Raw genomic sequence first — 19,767 nt, 5'->3', positions numbered from 1 at the left:
GCTACGCGCTGGGTCAGCGACCCATCGGTTGCATCAAGCTTGCCACACGCTGAGGCCCTGTTTGCCCTGGCCCACGATCACTCGCTGCTGGCACCAATCCACCAACACCACGCCATAGCGCGCATTGAGCGCACAGAACGCCTGCACGAGGCACTGGTGGTCGGCGTGCTCGCCCAGCGAAGCGCCCAATACGGCAATGCCGTCGGCGTTGGTATAGCCGTACAAGGTGACCTCATTGCCGATAGGGACGCTGAAGCCGCCGGCCAGACAGCCCAATATGGCTTCACTCGTACAGATCAGTGGCGTCGGCTCGGGACTGGCGCCCAGCTCGGCGACCAACTCGGCTTCGGCCGCCACGCCCGGAATGACGATGCCGTCGCTCAACACCCGCGGGTAGGCCTGGCGCCAGCCCGAAGCTTCGCGGTGTGCGGCTTCGAAGATTTTGAAATCACGCAACAGGCGCTGGCTTTCCGGCAACTGCGCGGCAGGCAGAAATTCCAGCTGACGCCAGTCGTCTTCGTGCAGCACCAGACCATGCCGAGGCGGCGCGTCGGTCAGCGGTTCCACCACGGGTGCATCGTCGGCCAGCGTCGGCAGCGTGAACAGGACTTCGCCCGGATCGACCAACACCGGTCCAGGTGCGTCAGGGTTGGCCGGGTCGTGGCCGAACAAGCCACGCAAGGCGTCATAGATCTTGTTCATACAGGCGCGCTCCTTCTACGCTCGCCCCCGGATCGGCCGGGGTAGTGCCGGGGTTCGCCGGCGATGTAAAGGCTGGGTGCGGTCGTGCCTGAGGTCCAGCAGGTCATGGGTGCGCAGCCGCGTGATGGCCGTAGGGCATGGCTTTTCGATATTCGATAGACATCAACGTTCGGACGCGAGTTGTACAAGGAAAGTTCGGCGTATAGGAAATTTGCTGGGGCGGGCCGCCAAACGGCGTGGGGATGGGTCGATTTGCCGAGGGGGCCGCGACAGGGACTCACCCTGGCTGCGAACGGTGGACTTCACCAGCAAGGGCCGTAGCCCCTCGCTGGTGCATCTGCAGAGGCTTAATCCAGCAGATCAGCCGGTACTTTGCCGCCGTTCTCGGCCAGTTTCTTCAGGACTTGGGCGTGCAGCCAGGTGTTCATGGCAGCGGAGTCGTCAGTAGAGCCGGTGTAGTGCAGCTCGTTGGCCAGGTCTTTACGCGACGTCAGGCTGCTATCCAGGCCCAGCAGTTTGAGCAGGTCGACGATCGAGGTGCGCCAGTTCAGCTGTTGGGCGCCGGGCAGCGAATCCAGATGCTGGGCGATGTCGACCTGGCTCGCGCCGGCTGGCGCGGCACCGGAGGTCTGTGGGGCACTGGCGTTGCCAGCAGTTGGCGCGGTGCCAGTGTTTTGCGGCGCAGGCGCGGCATCGGCGGACGGTGCAGCGTGCGAACCCAAACCGAGTTTTTCCAGGATGGAACGGAACAAGCTCATGTCATTCTCCTTGATTCAAGCTGCCAGCCCTTGGTGAGCGATGGCTACTGAACAATGACCCGAAGTGGTGCGGCAAAGTTTGATCGGATTTGTGCGGATGCACGATTGCAGGGTGTCGGAAGCGCCAAGCAGTCACCTCTTGCCCTCGACTCGATCCACTACGCAGCGCCAGCAGCGTTCGATCTCCCGAGTCACAGCGGTGCTGCGCGGGCGCCGGGATGAGCCGTTGACGCGTAGGTGGGCCAATAGCCAGGCATCGCTCCACCCCGCCCATTCACCGGCCGGGCTATAGAGGTTGTGCCTGAGCACCGGATACACCTCCGCCCAAAGGATGCGTTCGGCTTCCGCCAGCGTGTAGCCGGTCGTGCACAGGGTCCGCGCGATGCCGTCGAGGGTCGCCTCACCGACTTCGGTGTCCAGAAACAGCTCGGACAAGGCCTGCCACAGGTGCAGGCGCGTGGCGCAGACGTCGGTCATGCCAGGCCGACTCGCATCCCATGCGAGGCAGAGCTGGGCCACGTCAGGCGCACGCTTCTGCGACCTCGATGTGGCTCAGCCCCAAAAGCTGCGCCTGGGCCATGATCTCTTGCGCAGTGGCGTCTGCCGCCGGGATCAACAGGCTGTTCTCGCTGTCGCCGAAGTGCAGCAGGATCAGGTGCATCGCCGCTTCGTGCGCGGCGAGGTGCGTTTGTTGCAGCTCCAGGCGATGGCTGTGAGGTTGGCCGGCCACGCGATAGTCGAGGGTATAGAGGGGCATGGAAAGCGCTCCAAAAGTGGAAAGACGAAAGCGAACACCAAAATGCTGACCCATTAGTCAGCAATTAGTTCGTCAAGCTCGCCTTGAGCATTCTACCGAGGGGCTTGAAGGTATCTGCCGACTGTCTTTCACTTACCTCCGATCAAAGGCCCCGATCCAGGCAATGTTGCCTTTAGGCCGGCGGTGCCGGCCATCGCGGCTGAAGCCGCTCCAACAAGCACTAGGTACAGCGGCAGGTCGACACTATGAAGGGTCGACGCCTTCGACTTCGTCGCTGAACCATTGCGCGTAAGGGCTATTGGCCACGTGCTTGCGGTTGTAGTCGGGGCTGCCGTCCTCCCACCACACCGGTCCGCGCTCGCCCAGTGCGACCTTGGCGGCATCCACCGAAGCGCGGGCACGGCGCATGGCTTCGGGATCTTCGCTGGTTTTAGCGGTCTTCACGGCGCGGCGCGCGGCCATCAACGCCTTGACCAGGCGTTGGCGCTCTGCCTCGCTCAGTCCAGGGTTGGTGCAACGCCACAGCTGCCCCTTGACCACGAAATAACGTCCGTCGGGGGTGGTGGGATACATGCGCGAAGGTTCCAGACAGATACGTGGCGGAATAGGGGTTGCGCTAGAAAACGACCTGCAAGCGGGGTCGACAATTAGTTCGGATCGGAGAGCGCTGCCAAGGCGCGGTCGGCGGCGTCCTGGAACACTTGGCGCAAGGCCTCACCCTGGGTCTCGCTGATGACCTTGGCGACGATCAGGCCATGAGCGAAGCCCAGCGCCAGGCTCTTGGCACACAGCAGTTCGTCACGGTCTTCGACATCGGCGATGTCGCCCAGGTACAACGCCGCCGGATGCTCGTATCGCTCGGCCAGGCTGAGTACGCGCAGTGCGTCGAGGGATTGGGTGAACTGAGCCGCTGCGGACCCACCCAGGCTCAAATGCTCGTACTGAAGCAGGCTCAGACGGTCTGTAACGGTCATGGTGAATCTCCCTTTCCTCGATGAGGTCGTTGTGCTATCGGCGCAGCTCGCATGCCGATCGGTGTAGGTGGCGAAGTGTGCATGAGGGTATCAGAACGGCACGCCGCCAGGGCGCTACCGTGTAGGTTATTTCCAGGTGAATGGGTCGCTCAGCCAGGCGCGTCGTCGGGCTCCGCGCTTTTACCCAACAGGGTGTTGACGCCATTGAAGAATCGCTCGAGTGCGAAAGGCTTGGTCAACACGGCCATGGCCGTCTCCAGGGGCCGATCTTCGAGCACATGGGGCTGGGCGAAGCCGGTCATGAACAGCACCGGCAGCGCGGGCCGGCACAGGCGACCGGCGTCGGCCATCTGGCGGCCGTCGAGGGTGCCCGGCAAGCCGATATCGGTCACCAACAGGTCGATGTGCACGTCCGAGCGCAGCAATTGCAAACCGGATTGGCTGTCGGCAGCCTCCATGACGCGGTAGCCATGGCTGACCAGCAATTCGCTGACGAACATGCGTACCGAAGGTTCGTCATCGACCACCAAGACCGTTTCGCCCTGGGCCGCCATGGCCTCGGGCAGGATCGGCGGTATCTCAGCGACGGGCGTGGCGGCCATCGCCTGGCTCGGCAACTGCAGGTAGACGCGTGTGCCCTCGCCTTCCACCGACTCGATGCGCACCTGCCCACCCGACTGTTTGGCGAAGCCATAGATCATCGACAGGCCAAGGCCGGTGCCGGCGCCTACCGCCTTGGTGGTGAAGAACGGCTCGAACGCCTTGGCCAGCACTTGGGGGCTCATACCAGTACCGTCGTCGGCCACGCACAGGGTGAAGTAGCGACCGGCGGCCAGCTCGGGGTCCAATCCAGGCCCCGCTTCGAGCCACTGGTCGAAGGTGCTGATGGTCATGCAACCCCCGCCTTTGAGCGCGTCACGGGCGTTGATGCAGAGGTTGAGCAGCGTATTTTCCAGCTGCGCCGGGTCCACCAGGCAAGTGACGGCGCTGGCGCTGAGGTCGACCTTGACCGTGATGGACGGGCCGACCGTGCGTCGCACCAGATCCTCCAGCCCACGGATCAGCGCGTTGACGTCAGTAGGCACCGGCATCAGGTTCTGCCGCCGCGAAAAGGCCAGCAAGCGATGGGTCAGTGCCGCCGCGCGCTGCGCCGCGCCTTGGGCCACGCTCAGGTAGCGCTCGGCATCGGCCAGACGGCCTTGGCCCAGGCGCAGCTTGATCAGGTCGAGGCTGCCGCTGATCCCCGCCAGCAGGTTGTTGAAGTCATGGGCGATGCCGCCGGTCAACTGGCCCACCGCTTCCATCTTCTGCGACTGGCGCAATGCGGCCTGTGCAGCCTCGCGCTCAGCCACCGCCTGGTCGACACGGGTTTCCAGCTCACGGTTGAGTTCCTGCAAGGCCGCTTCGGTGGCCTTGCGTTCGGTGACGTCCATGGACGAGCCGATCAGCCCGACCACCACGCCTTGCTTGTCGAACAGCGGCGCTTTGTTCGACAGCCAGATGCCCTCGGTGCCATCGGGCATGTTAACGCGCTCTTCGACCTGCTCGGGCCGGCCCTGGCGCATGATGCGCTGGTCGGTTTGCATGATCTGCCGCGCCTGTCCCTCGTCCTCGAGAAACTCCAGATCGGTCTTGCCCAGATAGAAGCTCGGCGGTTTGCCGATCAACAGCGTGGTGCCATGGTTGGCCACCAGCATGCGACCTTGCCGGTCCTTGGCGTAGACCACACCCGGCACGGCCGAGGTGAAGGTGTGCAGCATGGCCGTGACCCGATCGCGTTCGGCTTCGGCGGCACGCCGTGCTTCGATGTCCAGCAGAACGCCGGGGAAACGCACGGCGCGCCCCTGCGCGTCGAGTTCGGCGCGACCGCTGCCTTCGGTCCAGTGGTACTGGCCATCGCTGCGCAACACGCGGTACTCACAGCGGAAAGTGCCGCCGCGTTGCATCGAAGCGTTCATCAAGGCGGTGACGTGATTACGGTCGTCGGGGTGGATCGAGGCGAAGGCTTCCCCCACGCAAATGCCAGCAGCGCAACGATCCGGGCACAGCCCGAAGGCTTCGGCAAAGCGCTCGTCGGCGGTCAGGCGGTCATCGGGCACGCTCCATACCCAGGTGCCGATGATCGCGCCAGCGTCGAGTGCCAGTTGCAGGCACTCCTGTGCTTCGCTCGGGGCACGCGGCTCGGGTTCATCGCTTTCATGGGGATCGACGGGGGGCTTGTCGAAGAGGTCCATCGTTTGCCTCGGTCCTGACTCTGGACTGTCTGACCGTTTGCCGGCATGGGGGTTCATGCGTGCTGCAGGGTTTGTGAACGCCAGGCTGTCAAGGGCGTGAGGCGGCGTCTCGGGCGAGTACGCCGCGCGTTGCGACAGACAGGCTCATTGCATCAGGATCGCATGGGAAAACTCGATCGACGGCACGGCCACCAGGCTTCGCTGGCGGGTCAACCAGTCGCGCATCTTGGAGGAATCGAAGATCTGCCCCTCTTCCATCATCTGCAGAATGAGGGCTTGGGACATTCGGTAACAACCACAGTGCGAGCAGCTTCTTTCCTCCCAACCGGAGGAACACTCGACGGACTCCGCCTGGCCAGCACAGATCAAACAGCTCATGGAACCCCCTTATTGTGTTGTTGGGGAAAGGAAAGTGTGCGAATCAACTCACCATCGGTACAGCTACCGTAGGAATGAGAAATTCGTGCCAAAGTACGCCAATTGGCTTAAACGATTCGCCTGGCTACAGAAAATCCACCAGCGCGGGCAGCTGCATCGACAGCAGCGCCATGGCGGCTGCGGTCAAGGGCGTGCGTTGCAGCGCCTGCAACCCGACCCACTTGCATTGGGCTATCTCGTTGGCAGGGATCGGCTTGGAGCGACCGTCGAATTGTGCGGTAAACACATGGTGGAGCGTACTGTCGGTGGTCACGCAACACAGGGCCAGCAGGCCTTGGTCGCCTAGGCTGACCTCTTCTTCGAGTTCGCGCGCCGCAGCCTGCTCGGCCGTCTCCCCCGGTTCGATCGCACCACCTGGGAAATTCCACTTGCCGCCTTTCTTCTTCACCAGCAGCACCTGTCGGCTACGCAGGCAAAGGATGGTGGCTCGCAATTTGGTTTCATGCTGTTTCTTCAAGGCCATTCGGCATCCCCTTTGACAATCGCCTGAACACAGGCCCGGGTCTTGCGCGCCTGTGCGAATGACCTGCGCCAAGCCGCCTAAGTTCAATGCAGCGAAGGCACATTGCTATTAGCGCATGAGACCGGGCACCCACTCCTGCCAGCACAAGGCGTCCGGCCGACCGGTAAAGCATGAGTTGGCAATCCTGCGCCCAGCCATTATCGTTCAGCCATTTCGACCTGAGTGGCCTGCCATGAAGTGGTTCCCCCTGCTGTTGACCCTGTGCCTGTCCGCCCCTGCCCTCGCCGACCCCGAAAGCAATGCCGACGGCAGCGACGCGCGCGCGCCCTGGACGTTGCTCGACCAACACGACACGCCCTATACCTTGGACGACACGACCCAGGTGTTGCTGGTGGCACGCAGCATGGCCAGCGCCAAAATGGTCAATGCGGCGGTCGGCGACGCACCTGCCGGTTACCTGGAGGCGCGCAAGGTGATCTACGTGGCCGACGTCGAACGCATGCCGTCGGTGGCGAAGATGGTGATGGTGCCGGCGATGCGTTCGGCCAGCTACCGCATCGTGCTCGACCAGACCGGCGCGGTGGCCGGTCGCTACGGCGGCGACCGCGACACCGTGCAATGGGTGCAACTCGAAGGGGGGCAGATGGTGCAGCAGCGCCGCTTCGGCGATGTCGAGCAATTGCGTACGGCGTTGGCACAACTGCCGCACTGAGGCGGGCCGGGCGCTGGACGAGACGATTCAGCCCAAGCGCAAGGCCCGACCCCGGGGCTTGTTGGGAAAGATGGCAGCTCGTCTACACTTGCCCTCACCTTTGCCCCAGGACACCCCACCATGAAAACCCTTTCCGTCTTGCTGGCCAGCCTTGCGCTGGGCCTGGGCCTGCTCGGCACCGAGCGCGCCACAGCCGCCACACCCGCCGCGCCCATCCATTTCGGCGCCATCGGCTGGGAAAGCGGCGCGCTGACCACCGAGGTCCTGCGCCTGATCGCCGAGCTGGGGTATGGCTACAGCACCGACACCCTGCCAGGCAGCACGGTGAGCATGGAGGTGGCACTGGCGCGCAATGACCTGCAGGTGATCGCCGAAGAATGGGCCGGCCGCAGCCCGGCGTGGGTCAAGGCCGAGCAGGCCGGCCAGGTGTTCGCGCTGGGCGACACGGTGAAGAACGCCGAAGAAGGCTGGTGGGTACCGGCCTACGTGATCAAGGGCGATCCGGAACGCGGCTTGCCCGCTCTGGCACCCGACCTGCGCAGCGTGACCGACCTCAAGCGCTACCCCCAGGTGTTCAAAGATCCGGAGCAGCCCGACAAAGGCCGCTTTCTCAACAGCCCCAGCGGCTGGACCTCGGAAACCGTCAACAGCCAGAAACTCAAGGCCTATGGCCTCGACGGCCAGTACAACAATTTCCGCAGCGGTTCGGGCGCCGCGCTGGACGCCGAAGTGACTTCGGCCATCAAACTGGGTAAGCCGGTGCTGTTCTATTACTGGAGCCCCACGCCGCTGATGGGCCGGTATGACCTGGTGCGCCTGGAGGAACCGCCTTACGATGCGGCCGCCTGGGCCACGCTGACCGATCCGCGCAATGCCGCGCCACGCGGCAGCCGCTCGCTGCCGGCCAAGTTGTCGATCGGTGTGTCGGCAGCGTTTCGCGAGCAGTACCCGGACTTGGTCGCGGTGTTCGAAAAGGTCGACCTGCCCATCGACGTGCTGAACAAGACCCTGGCCGACATGAGCAACACCCGCCAGCCTGCCCGCGAGGCCGCCAGGGCATTCCTCAAGGCTCATCCGCAGGTGTGGAAAGCCTGGCTGCCCGCCGAACGGGCGGCAAGGGTCGAGGCCGCACTGTGAGCGGCGGCTTTCCCGAAAGCCTGCAGTTCTCCTTCGCCGACGGCATCAACGCCTGGGTCGATTGGCTGGTAGTGCATTACGGCGACCATCTGCGCAGCGTGTCCAACCAATTGCTGGGCCTGCTGGTGGGGTTGGAAGACCTGTTGCGGATGATGCCCTGGTGGCTGCTGGTGGCCGTGGTCGGCGCGCTGGCCTGGCATGCCAACCGCAGCGTGCTGCGGGCACTGCTGCTGATGGCGCTGGTGACCGGCATCGGCATGCTCGGCTTGTGGGACAAACTGTTGCAGACCTTGGCCCTGGTCCTGGTGAGCACCGGCCTGTGCGTGCTGATCGGCGTGCCGCTGGGCGTGCTCCTGGCCACCCGCCCGCTGGCGCGGCGGCTGCTGTTGCCGGTGCTGGACGTCATGCAGACCCTACCGGCTTTCGTCTATCTGATTCCGGTGCTGATGCTGTTCGGCCTGGGCAAGGTGCCGGCGGTGTTCGCCACGCTGATCTACGCCCTGCCTCCGCTGGTGCGCCTGACCCACCTGGGTCTCGCGCAGATCGACCCGTCACTGCTCAAGGCAGCACGCGGGCTGGGTGCCAGCCGCTGGCAAGGCTTGCGCCGGATCGCCTTGCCACTGGCCATGCCGAGCATCATGGCCGGGCTCAACCAATCGGTAATGATGGCTCTGTCGATGGTGGTCGTGGCCTCGATGATCGGCGCCCGCGGCCTGGGCGAGGACGTGCTGGCCGGTATTCAGACCCTCAACGTCGGCCAAGGGCTGCAAGCGGGCCTGACCATCGTGGCACTGGCCATGGTCATCGACCGTATCAGCCAGGGATATGGCCATGCGGGGGCACGCGGGCGCGGGGTGCGGCCACGTGCGTGAACCGCGTCGCCACCGAAGCGAAGACGGACGCCTCGTGTGCCGGGCCGTCACCTCCGCCATTTGTGCGTTGCGTCGCACTTTTCCCGGTGAAGCCGGTCTACTGCCTCCTTTAGCCGCTTACCGGCGGCGCCTTCAGCTCGATGCACGGCGCAGGGCCAAACGCCCGGTGCTTGTGTAGGATGGCAGCGCGTCCCTGGGAAAGGGCCGCTGTCAGTCATAGGGAGATCACCATGCGCGTCCTCACCTCAGCGGCCTGTTGCGCCGCCTTGTCGCTCGGCCTGACCCTGTCGCCCCAGGCGCTGGCGGTCAGCGGCGAAGAAGCGCACCTGATCGACGCCATCAACACCTGGCGCAGCCAGGCCCAGCCCTGTGGTGGCGAGGCCTCCCTCGAGCTGCCGCCGCTCAACAGCGACACGCGCCTGGCGCTTTCCCCCGAGGGCACCCGCGACCTGCAACAAGCCATGAGCCGCGCGGCCTACCCGATGGTCAACGTGCAGGCCATCAGCCTGTCCGGGCCGCGCGATGCCAATGCGGCGATGAACGTGATCAAGGAAAGCTTCTGCCAAGTGGTGCTCGACCCGCAGTTCGTCGACATCGGCGTCAGCCAAGAAGGCCGCGATTGGCGCATCGTGCTGGCGCGCCCCCTGCTCAGCGGCCGCCTCGGCGATTGGCAGGCCGAAGGGCAGAAGCTGCTGCAAGAGGTCAACGCCGCGCGCAAGCTGCCGCGCCAATGTGGCGGCCAGCCTTTTGCCGAAGCGCCGCCGCTGACCTGGAACGACGTGCTGGCAGGCGTCGCCGCCAACCACACCCGGGCCATGGCCAACCAAAACTTCTTCGACCACATCGACCGAGACGGCCGCACTCCTGGCGACCGTGCCGAGCTGGCCGGCTACCTGTATCGGCAGATCGGCGAGAACATCGCCGCCGGCCGCGACACGCCACGCAAGGTGGTCGATGGCTGGCTGGCCAGCCCCGGGCATTGCGCCACCCTGATGAATCCGGCTTTCCACGAGCTGGGCGCCGCGTATGCCGTCGACCCGAAGAGCGACGCCGGGATCTACTGGACCGGGCTGTTCGGCACGCCGCAGTAGGCCAAATACCCTGCGACAATTGGTCACCAAATTTTATGTACCAACTTGTTAATTAGCTTGCTAAGCGCTTAGACTCTCGCCCATTCCACCTGCGAGAACTCTTGGCATGAAACCCACATCGCGCCCTTCGGGCGTTTCTCTCCTGCTTCTGGTCGGCCTGGGCGTGGTCATCGCCCTGCTCGGCCTGCTCCTGGCCGCTGGCGGCATCAAACTGATCAGCCGCGGCGGCTCCTGGTACTTTCTGCTCGGCGGCGCGGCCATGGCCCTGGCCGGCGTACTGATCGCCCTACGCAAACCGCTCGGCGCCTGGCTGTTCGCCGCCTTTCTGGCCGCCACCGCTGTCTGGGCTGTGGCCGATGCCGGCCTGGCATTCTGGCCGCTGTTCTCGCGGCTGTTCATGTTCAGCGCCATCGGCTTGGTGATTGCATTGGTCTATCCACTGCTGGTACGTGCCAACGGCGGTGAAGCCGGGCGCGGCGCCTACGGCGTTGCGGGCGTCATGGCCGTGCTGCTCGCGGTCACCGTGGTCAACATGTTCGTCGCTCACCCCAGTGTCGCGCCCACCGGCAACGGCCCCGGCCTGACCCCGGTCGACCCCGCCATTGCGCAGAAGGACTGGGCCCACTACGGCAACACCGAAGGCGGCAGCCGCTTCGCGGCGCTGGACCAGATCAACCGAAACACCGTCGACAAACTCAAGGTCGCCTGGACCTACCACACCGGCGATGTGGCGATCAGCGACGGCAACGGTGCCGAAGACCAGCTCACGCCTCTGCAGATCGGCAACAAGGTGTTCCTCTGCACGCCTCACAACAACCTGATCGCGCTCGATGCCGACACTGGCAAGGAGCTGTGGAAAAACGCCATCAACGCCCAGTCCAAGGTCTGGCAGCGTTGCCGTGGCCTGGCCTACTTCGACGCCAGCGCGCCGCTGGCGCAGCCGACCCAGCCCGACAGCACTCCGGTGGCCGCTGCCCAAGTGGCGCCTGGCGCCAATTGCCAGCGCCGCCTGCTGACCAACACCATCGACGGCCGCCTGATCGCCGTGGATGCCGATACCGGTGCGTTCTGCGAAGGCTTCGGCAACGACGGCCAGGTCAACCTGCTGGAAGGCTTGGGCAATGTCCCTGACTCCTACTACCAACTGTCGTCGGCGCCGCTGATGGCCGGGACTACGGTAGTGGTCGGCGGCCGCGTGGCCGACAACGTGCAGACCGACATGCCGGGCGGTGTGCTGCGCGGCTTCGACGTCATCACCGGGCAGATGCGCTGGGCCTTCGACCCTGGCAACCCCGAACGGCGCGAGGCGCCGCAGGCCGGGCAGACCTACGTGCGCAGCACCCCCAACAGCTGGGCGCCGATGTCTTACGATCCGGCGATGAACACGGTGTTCCTGCCTATGGGCTCGTCGTCGACCGACATCTATGGCGTCGAACGCACGCGCCTGGACCACACCTACGGCGCCTCGGTGCTGGCGCTCGACGCCACCACCGGCAACCAGAAGTGGGTGTACCAGACCGTACACAACGACCTCTGGGACTTCGACCTGCCCATGCAGCCGAGCCTGATCGACTTCACCCGCGACGACGGCACCACCGTGCCTGCCGTGGTGATCGGCACCAAGGCCGGGCAGATCTACGTGCTCGACCGCGCCACCGGCCAGCCGCTGACCAAGGTCGAGGACGTGCCGGTCAAGCCCGGTAACATTCCCAATGAGCCCTACTCGCCGACTCAGCCCAAATCGGTAGGTATGCCGCAGATCGGCGCACAGACCCTCACCGAGTCGGACATGTGGGGCGCCACGCCCTACGACCAACTGCTGTGCCGCATCGACTTCGAGGGCATGCGCTACGACGGCTTGTACACCGCACCCGGCACCGACCGCTCGCTGAGCTTCCCGGGCTCGTTGGGCGGCATGAACTGGGGCAGCCTGTCGACCGACCCGGTGCATGGCTTCATCTTCGTCAACGACATGCGCCTCGGCCTATGGGTGCAGATGGTGCCGGCGCAGAAAAACACGCCCGCCTCGTCCGGCGGCGAAGCGCTGAACACCGGCATGGGCGCCGTGCCGCTCAAGGGCACTCCGTATGCCGTGAACAAGAACCGCTTCCTGTCGATCGCCGGCATCCCTTGCCAGGCGCCACCTTTCGGCACCCTGACCGCCATCGACATGAAGACCCGTCAGGTCGCGTGGCAAGTGCCGGTTGGCACCGTGGAAGACACCGGCCCCTTGGGCATCCGCATGCACCTGCCGATCAACATCGGCCTGCCGACGCTGGGCGGCACCCTGTCGACCCAGGGCGGCCTGGTGTTCATCGCCGGGACTCAGGACTTCTACCTGCGCGCCTACAACAGCGCCAATGGCGAGGAAATCTGGAAAGCCCGTCTGCCCGTAGGCAGCCAAGGCGGCCCGATGACCTACGTATCGCCAAAGACCGGCAAGCAATACGTCGTGGTCACCGCAGGCGGTGCACGCCAGTCGACGGACCGTGGGGATTATGTGATCGCCTATGCGCTGCCGGAGGGCGAGCGTAAACATTGAAGGCTTGTGCGATTGGTGGAGCCGTTCTTACGGCTCCCTTGCAGGCCACCTCCATGCTCCGCACACAAAAAAGCAGCCATACGGCTGCTTTTTTCGTATCAACCCCGCTGCGCAGAATCAGCTAGAGCGTCGGTCGCCACCGCTGGCGCTCTTGGCGCAGCCGCATTGGCCCATCTGGCAGGCTTCGCCGTGGGCATGGCCACTGGCGCAAGCATCGCAGCAGTAGCGCTTGCCACCGCGCTCGACGGCATGGTTGTCGAGTTCGCAGTTGCAGTGCGGGCAGGCACAGGTCTGGCTGGTCATCGTACTTTCCTCCAAGGGTTGTGCGCGTGGCCGGTGGTCCGGTGTCACGCGTTATTCCGGTCGTCCGGAATCTCGTCGTCCGACCATGGCTTGCCATCCAGCGGATGGGTATGGGCCAGTTCGGCTTCGTCCTGGCCGTGGCCGGCACCGATTTCCTCGGCATCCACCTCGGTCAGATCCTGGTCGGCAGGCGTCTCGGCGCTGCCCAGGTCGTGCTGGTCGAGCGCGCCGTCGTCGGGCAGCAGCGTCTCCGGGCTCATGTCGTCGTCGGTGACGCCATCTTCGTGCACGCCTTCGCTCAGCGCCTCGCCGCCGGTCATACCGGCTTCGGCGGCACGCTCCTGCGGAAACTCCAGGTCGGCCTCGGCTTCAGGAAGCTCATCGCCGATGCGGCCTTTGGGCGCATCGTCGTCCTCGTTGAAATCGAGAGGGTGGACACTGCCGATACGGTCCTCGATGGTGTCGATCTCGGTCGGGGTATATGCGCGCTTTTCGTCTGCTTGGGCCATGGGAGGCACTCCATCGAATTTAGTCCATACGGTCGACTGCACCAGGGGTCGAATGATTCAGTTTCTCGCACTCTCTCTGCTCGACCGTTTTATTGAACTCCCCTGACGCAGCCGCGCTCCTACCCAGTGGACGTCCATTCCCTTACGGAGCCTATCGCCATGGCCAAGCCGTTGCAGGAATACCAGCGCAAGCGGAATTTCGCCGCCACGCCCGAACCTGCCGGCACAGGCCGTAAGACGCGCAAGGCTCACGCGTTGCAGTTCTGCATCCAGAAACACGATGCGAGCCACCTGCATTACGACTTCCGCCTGGAACTCGATGGCACCCTGAAAAGCTGGGCGATCCCCAAGGGCCCTTCTCTAGACCCCAAACAGCGCCGCCTGGCCGTGCACGTGGAAGACCATCCGCTCGACTACGCCAGCTTCGAGGGCTCCATTCCCGAAGGCCATTACGGCGCAGGCGACGTCATCGTCTGGGACCGCGGTATCTGGGAGCCGGAAGGCGACGCCCGGGCAGCCTACGAGAAAGGCAAACTGCGTTTCCGTCTGCAAGGGGAAAAGCTGTCGGGCACCTGGAACCTGTTCCGCACGCACCTGGCGGGCAAGAAGGAGCAGTGGCTGCTGATCAAGTCCAACGACGAGCAGGCGCGTAGCGAAGACGATTACCGCATCGTCGAAGCGTTGCCTGACAGCGTACTGAGCGATGCCGTTCTGCCAGGTCTGGGCGCTGAGGCACAGGTCGCAGCGACGTCCAATACCAAGGCTACCGCCAAGCCCAAAGCCACCGCCAAGCCCGGACGACGCAAAGCTTCCTTGCCCGAGCAGATGAGCCCGCAACTGGCGACCCTGGTGGACGAGCCGCCTGCGGGCGATTGGCGTTACGAAGTGAAGTTCGACGGTTACCGCCTGCTCGCTCGAATCGATGGCAAGGACATCCGCTTGTACACCCGCAACGGCCATGACTGGAGCGCCAAGATGCCGCGCCAGGTCGAGGCACTGCGCAAACTGAGGCTCAAGTCGGGATGGCTCGACGGCGAAGTGGTGGTCATCGACGACGAAGGCGTAGCCGACTTTCAGGCGCTGCAAAACGCTTTCGACGAGAGCGACGACAGCGCCCTGACCTACTACCTGTTCGACGCCCCTTGGCTCAACGGCCAGGACCTGCGCGATGCGCCACTGCACGAACGCCGTGCCGCCCTGGCGGATGCGTTGCGAGGCAACGACTCGGACGCCCTGCGCTACTCCGAGGATTTCGAAGCGCCGGTCGATTCTTTGTTGGCGAGTGCCTGCCAGTTGCAGCTCGAAGGCCTGATCGGCAAACGTGCCGACAGCCCTTACCGCGAACAGCGCAGCCGCGATTGGATCAAACTCAAATGCCAGCAGCGCCAGGAATTCATCGTCGTCGGCTATACCGACCCCAAGGGCAGTCGCCAGGGCCTGGGCGCCCTGCTGCTGGCGCTGCACGACGACCAAGGCCGGCTGCGCTATGCCGGGCGGGTCGGCACCGGTTTCAACGCGCAGACGCTCGAACACCTGCACGATCGCTTGCAACCTTTGCGGGCCGAGCAGCCCGTTCTGCTCAACCCGCCTGTCGGCGCGGCCGCACGGGGCGTGCATTGGCTCAGCCCGGCACAGCTGGTCGAAGTCGCCTACACGCAGATGACCCGCGACGGCATCGTGCGCCATGCGGTATTCCATGGCCTGCGCGAAGACAAGCCCGCGCAAGGCATCAGCCATGAACGGGCCGTGCCAGCCGCGAACGAACAACGGCCCGGCAAGGCCGCTTCCAACGGATCTGCGACAGCCAACCGTCGACAGGCATACAACGGCGAGCTGCACCTCACCCATCCCGATCGCGTCATCGACCCAAGCACGGGCGTGACCAAGCGCCGTATCGCAGAGTACTACGCCCAAGTCGCGCCTTGGATGATGCCGCACCTGCAACGCCGCCCCGTGGCGCTGGTACGTGCGCCAGAGGGGCTGGGCGGTGAGCTGTTCTTTCAGAAGCACGCCGCGCACCTCAAAATTCCTGACATCCGCACCTACGCCAAGGGCGAAGCCGGCCAAGCGGCCATGGTGCTCGGCAGCACCACTGCCCTGTTGGGCGCGGTGCAGATGAACACCGTCGAGCTGCACACCTGGAACGCTACCGAGACGTCCTTCGACAAGCCCGACCGCTTCGTGCTCGACCTCGATCCCGACCCGGCCTTGCCATGGAAGGCCATGATCGAAGCCACCCAACTGACCTTGACCCTGCTCGACGCGCTGGGGCTGAAGAGTTTCATCAAAACCAGCGGCGGCAAAGGTTTGCACCTGGTCGTACCCCTGACCCGACGCGCCGGGTGGGATGAAGTCAAAGCCTTCACCCAGGCCATCGTCGAGCACCTGGCCGGGCTGTTCCCTGACCGCCTGAGCGCGGTGGCTGGCCCCAAGAACCGGGTCGGCAGGATTTACATCGACTATCTGCGCAATGGCTTGGGCGCGACCACCGTGTGCGCTTATTCCTTGCGTGCCCGACCGGGCATGAGCGTGTCGGTGCCGATCGCCCGTGAAGAACTCACGGGTTTGAAGGGCGCCGATCAGTGGAACATCGACACGGTGCTCGAACGCCTGACCGACTTCGAAGACCCGTGGGCCGACTTCGCCAGCACGCGCCAATCGATTACCAAAGGTATGCGCCGCCAGTTGGGCGTGGAGCGATGACCGCTGCGCTCGACACCGACACCGCCCTCAAACACCGCTCCACGGACAATGGAATTGAGCCGATGCGTTCCACCGCTACCGCCACACCGTCGCTCGACACGCTGCTCGACGACTTCGCCGCACGGGCCGTCGCACCAGGACTCGACGCTGCGCACGAAACCCTGATGCGCTCGCTCTGCGGCAGCCATTACGACACCTTGCCACTGCCCGGCCAGGGCCGCACCTTGCAACGCTGGCAGACCCTCGCACGGGTGGCGGGCTGCGACTTGGGCTTGGCCAAGCTGTACGAAGGTCATACGGATGCCCTGGCCATCCTGGCCGAATGCGCACCGGCTGGCTTCGCTCGCGAGGGTATCTGGGGCGTATGGGCAGCCGAACCGCCGGACGCACGTGCGCGGATCGTCGCCCGTGATGGCGACCAGGTGCGTCTAAGTGGGCGCAAGGCCTGGTGCTCGGGCGCACTGCAGATCGACCGCGCGCTGATCACGGCCTGGGGCAGTGACGATCTACCGCAACTGGTGGCCATCGACCTCAAGCATTCCACGCAGCGCGTCACCACTCAGGGCTGGCAGGCAGTGGGCATGGCCAGCACGGCAAGCGTCGAGATCGACTTCGACCACAGCCCCGGCATCGCCATCGGCGCTCCCGGCCAGTACCTCGACCGACCAGGCTTCTGGCAGGGCGGCGGCGGCATAGCAGCCTGTTGGTACGGTGCCGCCGAGGCACTGGCGTGCTACCTGCGCGAGCACTGTCGCACGCCGCGCGCCGATGCCCATGCCTTGGCGCATTTGGGGGCGGTGGACGTCGCTTTGCAAAGCGCTCGGCTTGCCTTGCACGATTGCGCGCGCTGGATCGACCGCTACCCCACGGCCAATGCGGAGCTGCCGGTGCGGCGCACTCGCGCGGTGGTGGAAGCAGCTGCCGAGGTGGTCATTCGCCATGTGGGTCGCGCCCTGGGGGCAACGCCCTTCTGCCGTACCGCTCATTTCGCCAGACTCAGCGCCGACCTGCCGGTGTACTTGAGACAAAGCCATGCCGAGCGCGACCTCGCCGCCTTGGGACAACAGCTCGCGCAGAGCGCCTCGGGAGACTGGTCGCTATGAGCGTCGATGCCGATTATTTCGCCAGCCTCTACACCGACAACGACGACCCTTGGGCCTTCCGTACCCGCTGGTACGAACGGCGCAAGCGCGACCTGATCATGGCCTGCCTGCCACGCCAGCACTACACCCGCATCTTCGAGCCGGCCTGCGCCAACGGTGAGCTGAGCGCATTGCTGGCCGAGCGTTGCGAGCGATTGGTCTGCCAGGACCTCGACCCCCGGGCCGTCGCGCTGGCACACGCACGCTTGAGCGGTTTCGAGCACGTCAGCGTGCAACAGGCACGGATGCCCGGGGACTGGCCGCAGGAGCGTTTCGACCTGATCGTGCTCAGCGAAGTGGGTTATTACCTGTCGGTGCAGGATTGGCTGCAAGTGATCGAACGATCGCGTGCAAGCCTCACCGACGACGGCGGTCTATTGGCCTGCCACTACCGCCACCCCATCGAAGGCTGCCCGCAGGTCGGACCTCAAGTACAAGCCGCCCTGGCCGAGCATCTGGACCTGCACCAGGTGGTGCTGCACGAGGAAGTCGATTTTCAAATGGCCTATTGGGCCCGCCAACCGCGCGCCGTCGACCTTGAGGAGACCTGCCCATGATTGCCGTGGTGATTCCCGCACACAACGAAGCCCGGCGCCTGGGCCACTGCCTACGCGCCGTACAGGCCGCCGCCGCGCAGGCGCAGACTTTGGGGTACGAGGTGGAAATCCTGGTGGTGCTCGACCGCTGCCAGGACGGTACTGCAGCGGTCGCCAAGCGCTACGGCGTAGCGACCCTGAGCGTAGACGCCGGCAATGTCGGCATCGCCCGCCAGGCTGGCGCCCGGTACATGCTCGAGCGCGGCGCGCGCTGGCTGGCCTGTACCGACGCCGACAGCAAGGTCCCGCCCCATTGGCTGAGTTGGCAGATGCAATGCGCCGCCGATGCGGTCTGCGGCACCGTGCACATCGAGCGCTGGCAGCCCTGGCAAACAGCTTCGTTGCGCGCGCTGTACCGCAGCCGCTACGAGGCACGCGAGGGTCATCGACACATCCATGGCGCAAACCTGGGCATATGTGCGCAGGCCTATGAACGCGTAGGCGGTTTTCAACCGCTGGCGGCCCATGAAGACGTACATCTGGTGCAAGCACTACAGGCCAGCGGCGCGCAGATCGTCTGGACCGCACGCCACAGCGTGGCCACCAGTAGCCGCGGCGACGCCCGGGCGCGTGAGGGCTTTGGCGACTACCTGGTAAATTTGGCTGCGTCCGAGCCAGTCGAGCCAGTGGCCGCATATTGAGGGGTTGATGTGCGGCCAGTGAGGTTCAAGGCAATGCGGCGACCGCATCCACTTCCACCAGCATGCCGTCCAAGGCCAGGCGCGGCACGGGAATCAGCGTACAGACCGGTGCCAGGCGCCCCGCCCAGGCTTGGCCGGCCACCTCGACCCATTCGGCCAGCCGCGCCTGACTGTGGTCGACCACCAGCAAGGTCAACTTGCATACATGCTCAAGGCCGGCGCCTTTGGAGGCCAGGGCCGTGGTGAGGTTGCCCAAGGCCTGCCTGGCTTGCGCGGCGAATGTCGGTGACAGATGACCGTCCGCCTCTTCGCCACCCTGCCCCGCGACGAACAACAGGCGGCTGCCCGCTCGTACATCGGCGACATGGGAATAGGCATTGGCACTCGGGTCGTAGAGCCCGGCTGGATTGGTAAGGCGAAAAGCTGAAACATCCATGTTGAGATCGCTCACTGAAACATTCGAAGGTGGACATGAGACCACATTCCTCGAAGGTCAGACAGTGTCAGCGCTTGAAGCGGAGCCGGATGCAACATCTGGAGTGTCGCAGGGCCGCTCCTACAATGAAGGAGGCCGTCGATCTGCCAGCCATGGAGCCGGGTGGATCGAACGACCTTGGTGTTCGGGCCGCCGGGGCGGCCTTGCGAAAGCGGAAAAAACGCGGAGCGTATCGGATTACTTCTCTTCCAGCACGTCACGGCCCTTGACGGCCCGCGGGCCTTTGACCAGCCAGCAGAGCAGGCCCAGAATCGGCGCCCAGACCACGAACACGATCCATAGCATCTTGCGTTCGGCGCGGCGTTCGCTGCCGATGATGTGCCAGATGGCCCAGATGTCCAGCAGGATGATCACTGCCGCGATGATGATCCAGATCGTTCCGATTTCCATATACGTTCTCCCAATGAGCGAGTAGTACATTCGGTCGCAAGAAACGCCAAGGGTTCCCTTCCAGTTACAGCCCATAGGGTCATTGCCGCACGCAGGCATGCTTTCGTCGCGTCTGCGGCCACCGGATCCGAAGAGCGTTCGCTTACAGCGATCGATGGCCGATCTTGCTCATGCGTTGCGCTACCCCACGGACCGGTCAAGCCGTAGCGTCGTGCACGCGGGGTATTTCGAGTCGATAGGCTGCTTGAATACCCCACATCGCTCCCCTTCGCACACATCTCGACGCCCCTCACATAGCTGCCAGCGC

22 protein-coding genes are annotated in these 19,767 nt (G+C 64.7%); 9 read left to right on the top strand and 13 right to left on the bottom strand.

Features of this window, described 5'->3' with window-relative positions; genetic code table 11:
• Nucleotides 1-33 precede the first annotated feature (33 nt).
• From ACSMEV_RS13740 to ACSMEV_RS13700, 9 genes are all read right to left on the bottom strand, one after another.
• Entirely contained in the window at nucleotides 34-702 is a 669-nt protein-coding gene (locus tag ACSMEV_RS13740) for a hypothetical protein (RefSeq protein WP_459205638.1), read from the bottom strand.
• 347 nt (nucleotides 703-1,049) lie between these two features.
• A complete protein-coding gene (locus ACSMEV_RS13735) occupies nucleotides 1,050-1,460 on the bottom strand; it encodes a DUF3597 domain-containing protein (RefSeq protein ID WP_459205637.1) in 411 nt (136 codons plus the stop codon).
• 132 nt (nucleotides 1,461-1,592) lie between these two features.
• Nucleotides 1,593-1,937 carry a DUF7079 family protein gene (locus tag ACSMEV_RS13730; protein ID WP_459205636.1) on the bottom strand — a complete coding sequence of 115 codons (345 nt, stop codon included), beginning with the start codon at nucleotides 1,935-1,937 and terminating at the stop codon, nucleotides 1,593-1,595.
• A 43-nt stretch (nucleotides 1,938-1,980) separates the two neighbouring features.
• Nucleotides 1,981-2,217 (bottom strand): hypothetical protein, encoded by a 237-nt coding sequence (locus ACSMEV_RS13725; RefSeq protein ID WP_459205635.1) that lies wholly within the window; start codon nucleotides 2,215-2,217, stop codon nucleotides 1,981-1,983.
• A 243-nt stretch (nucleotides 2,218-2,460) separates the two neighbouring features.
• Nucleotides 2,461-2,790, bottom strand: a complete 330-nt coding sequence (locus ACSMEV_RS13720) for a hypothetical protein (protein WP_459205634.1) — start codon at nucleotides 2,788-2,790, stop codon at nucleotides 2,461-2,463.
• 74 nt (nucleotides 2,791-2,864) lie between these two features.
• Nucleotides 2,865-3,191, bottom strand: a complete 327-nt coding sequence (locus tag ACSMEV_RS13715) for a hypothetical protein (RefSeq protein ID WP_459205633.1) — start codon at nucleotides 3,189-3,191, stop codon at nucleotides 2,865-2,867.
• Nucleotides 3,192-3,340: 149 nt separating this feature from the next.
• On the bottom strand, nucleotides 3,341-5,425 hold the full coding sequence (locus ACSMEV_RS13710; RefSeq protein WP_459205632.1) for a hybrid sensor histidine kinase/response regulator: 2,085 nt from the start codon (nucleotides 5,423-5,425) through the stop codon (nucleotides 3,341-3,343).
• Nucleotides 5,426-5,569: 144 nt separating this feature from the next.
• On the bottom strand, nucleotides 5,570-5,710 hold the full coding sequence (locus ACSMEV_RS13705) for a hypothetical protein (protein WP_459205631.1): 141 nt from the start codon (nucleotides 5,708-5,710) through the stop codon (nucleotides 5,570-5,572).
• A 217-nt stretch (nucleotides 5,711-5,927) separates the two neighbouring features.
• Complete coding sequence (locus ACSMEV_RS13700) at nucleotides 5,928-6,326, bottom strand: NUDIX domain-containing protein (protein WP_459205630.1); 399 nt, start codon at nucleotides 6,324-6,326, stop codon at nucleotides 5,928-5,930.
• A gap of 232 nt (nucleotides 6,327-6,558) precedes the next feature.
• Here ACSMEV_RS13700 and ACSMEV_RS13695 point away from each other — a divergent pair, with 232 nt between their 5' ends.
• From ACSMEV_RS13695 to ACSMEV_RS13675, 5 genes are all read left to right on the top strand, one after another.
• Entirely contained in the window at nucleotides 6,559-7,038 is a 480-nt protein-coding gene (locus ACSMEV_RS13695) for a hypothetical protein (RefSeq protein ID WP_459205629.1), read from the top strand.
• A 120-nt stretch (nucleotides 7,039-7,158) separates the two neighbouring features.
• Complete coding sequence (locus tag ACSMEV_RS13690) at nucleotides 7,159-8,175, top strand: ABC transporter substrate-binding protein (RefSeq protein WP_459205628.1); 1,017 nt, start codon at nucleotides 7,159-7,161, stop codon at nucleotides 8,173-8,175.
• On the top strand, nucleotides 8,172-9,047 hold the full coding sequence (locus ACSMEV_RS13685) for an ABC transporter permease (RefSeq protein ID WP_459205627.1): 876 nt from the start codon (nucleotides 8,172-8,174) through the stop codon (nucleotides 9,045-9,047). The genes ACSMEV_RS13690 and ACSMEV_RS13685 overlap by 4 nt, the downstream gene beginning before the upstream one ends.
• Before the next feature lie 230 nt (nucleotides 9,048-9,277).
• The gene (locus ACSMEV_RS13680; RefSeq protein WP_459205626.1) at nucleotides 9,278-10,138 is read left to right on the top strand and encodes a CAP domain-containing protein; all 861 of its coding nucleotides are present in this window, start codon (nucleotides 9,278-9,280) and stop codon (nucleotides 10,136-10,138) included.
• A 106-nt stretch (nucleotides 10,139-10,244) separates the two neighbouring features.
• A complete protein-coding gene (locus ACSMEV_RS13675) occupies nucleotides 10,245-12,680 on the top strand; it encodes a glucose/quinate/shikimate family membrane-bound PQQ-dependent dehydrogenase (protein ID WP_459205625.1) in 2,436 nt (811 codons plus the stop codon).
• 117 nt (nucleotides 12,681-12,797) lie between these two features.
• Here the strand turns inward: ACSMEV_RS13675 and ACSMEV_RS13670 are convergent, their stop codons facing one another.
• Nucleotides 12,798-12,983 (bottom strand): metallothionein, encoded by a 186-nt coding sequence (locus tag ACSMEV_RS13670; protein ID WP_296268033.1) that lies wholly within the window; start codon nucleotides 12,981-12,983, stop codon nucleotides 12,798-12,800.
• Between the two features lie 44 nt (nucleotides 12,984-13,027).
• Entirely contained in the window at nucleotides 13,028-13,492 is a 465-nt protein-coding gene (locus tag ACSMEV_RS13665) for a phosphotransferase system, HPr-related protein (protein WP_459205624.1), read from the bottom strand.
• A gap of 159 nt (nucleotides 13,493-13,651) precedes the next feature.
• On the opposite strand from ACSMEV_RS13665, the gene ligD reads away from it, so the two are divergent.
• The 4 genes from ligD to ACSMEV_RS13645 all read left to right on the top strand — a co-directional run bounded on the left by ligD (nucleotide 13,652) and on the right by ACSMEV_RS13645 (nucleotide 18,574).
• Nucleotides 13,652-16,195: a DNA ligase D gene (gene ligD, locus ACSMEV_RS13660; protein WP_459205623.1), complete on the top strand. Its 2,544-nt coding sequence runs from the start codon at nucleotides 13,652-13,654 to the stop codon at nucleotides 16,193-16,195.
• Between the two features lie 62 nt (nucleotides 16,196-16,257).
• Nucleotides 16,258-17,298 carry an acyl-CoA dehydrogenase gene (locus ACSMEV_RS13655; protein ID WP_459205622.1) on the top strand — a complete coding sequence of 347 codons (1,041 nt, stop codon included), beginning with the start codon at nucleotides 16,258-16,260 and terminating at the stop codon, nucleotides 17,296-17,298.
• Nucleotides 17,295-17,894 carry a class I SAM-dependent methyltransferase gene (locus tag ACSMEV_RS13650; RefSeq protein WP_459205621.1) on the top strand — a complete coding sequence of 200 codons (600 nt, stop codon included), beginning with the start codon at nucleotides 17,295-17,297 and terminating at the stop codon, nucleotides 17,892-17,894. The genes ACSMEV_RS13655 and ACSMEV_RS13650 overlap by 4 nt, the downstream gene beginning before the upstream one ends.
• On the top strand, nucleotides 17,891-18,574 hold the full coding sequence (locus tag ACSMEV_RS13645; protein WP_459205620.1) for a glycosyltransferase family 2 protein: 684 nt from the start codon (nucleotides 17,891-17,893) through the stop codon (nucleotides 18,572-18,574). Before ACSMEV_RS13650 ends, ACSMEV_RS13645 begins: the two co-directional genes overlap by 4 nt.
• A gap of 25 nt (nucleotides 18,575-18,599) precedes the next feature.
• Here the strand turns inward: ACSMEV_RS13645 and ACSMEV_RS13640 are convergent, their stop codons facing one another.
• Together ACSMEV_RS13640 and ACSMEV_RS13635 are read right to left on the bottom strand one after the other, a co-directional pair.
• On the bottom strand, nucleotides 18,600-19,010 hold the full coding sequence (locus ACSMEV_RS13640) for a RidA family protein (RefSeq protein ID WP_459205619.1): 411 nt from the start codon (nucleotides 19,008-19,010) through the stop codon (nucleotides 18,600-18,602).
• Nucleotides 19,011-19,247: 237 nt separating this feature from the next.
• A complete protein-coding gene (locus ACSMEV_RS13635; protein ID WP_296268027.1) occupies nucleotides 19,248-19,460 on the bottom strand; it encodes a PLD nuclease N-terminal domain-containing protein in 213 nt (70 codons plus the stop codon).
• Nucleotides 19,461-19,767: the final 307 nt, after the last annotated feature.

This window comes from Pseudomonas sp. MLB6B (assembly GCF_054508135.1).
This window is presented reverse-complemented; position numbering and strand designations above follow the sequence as displayed.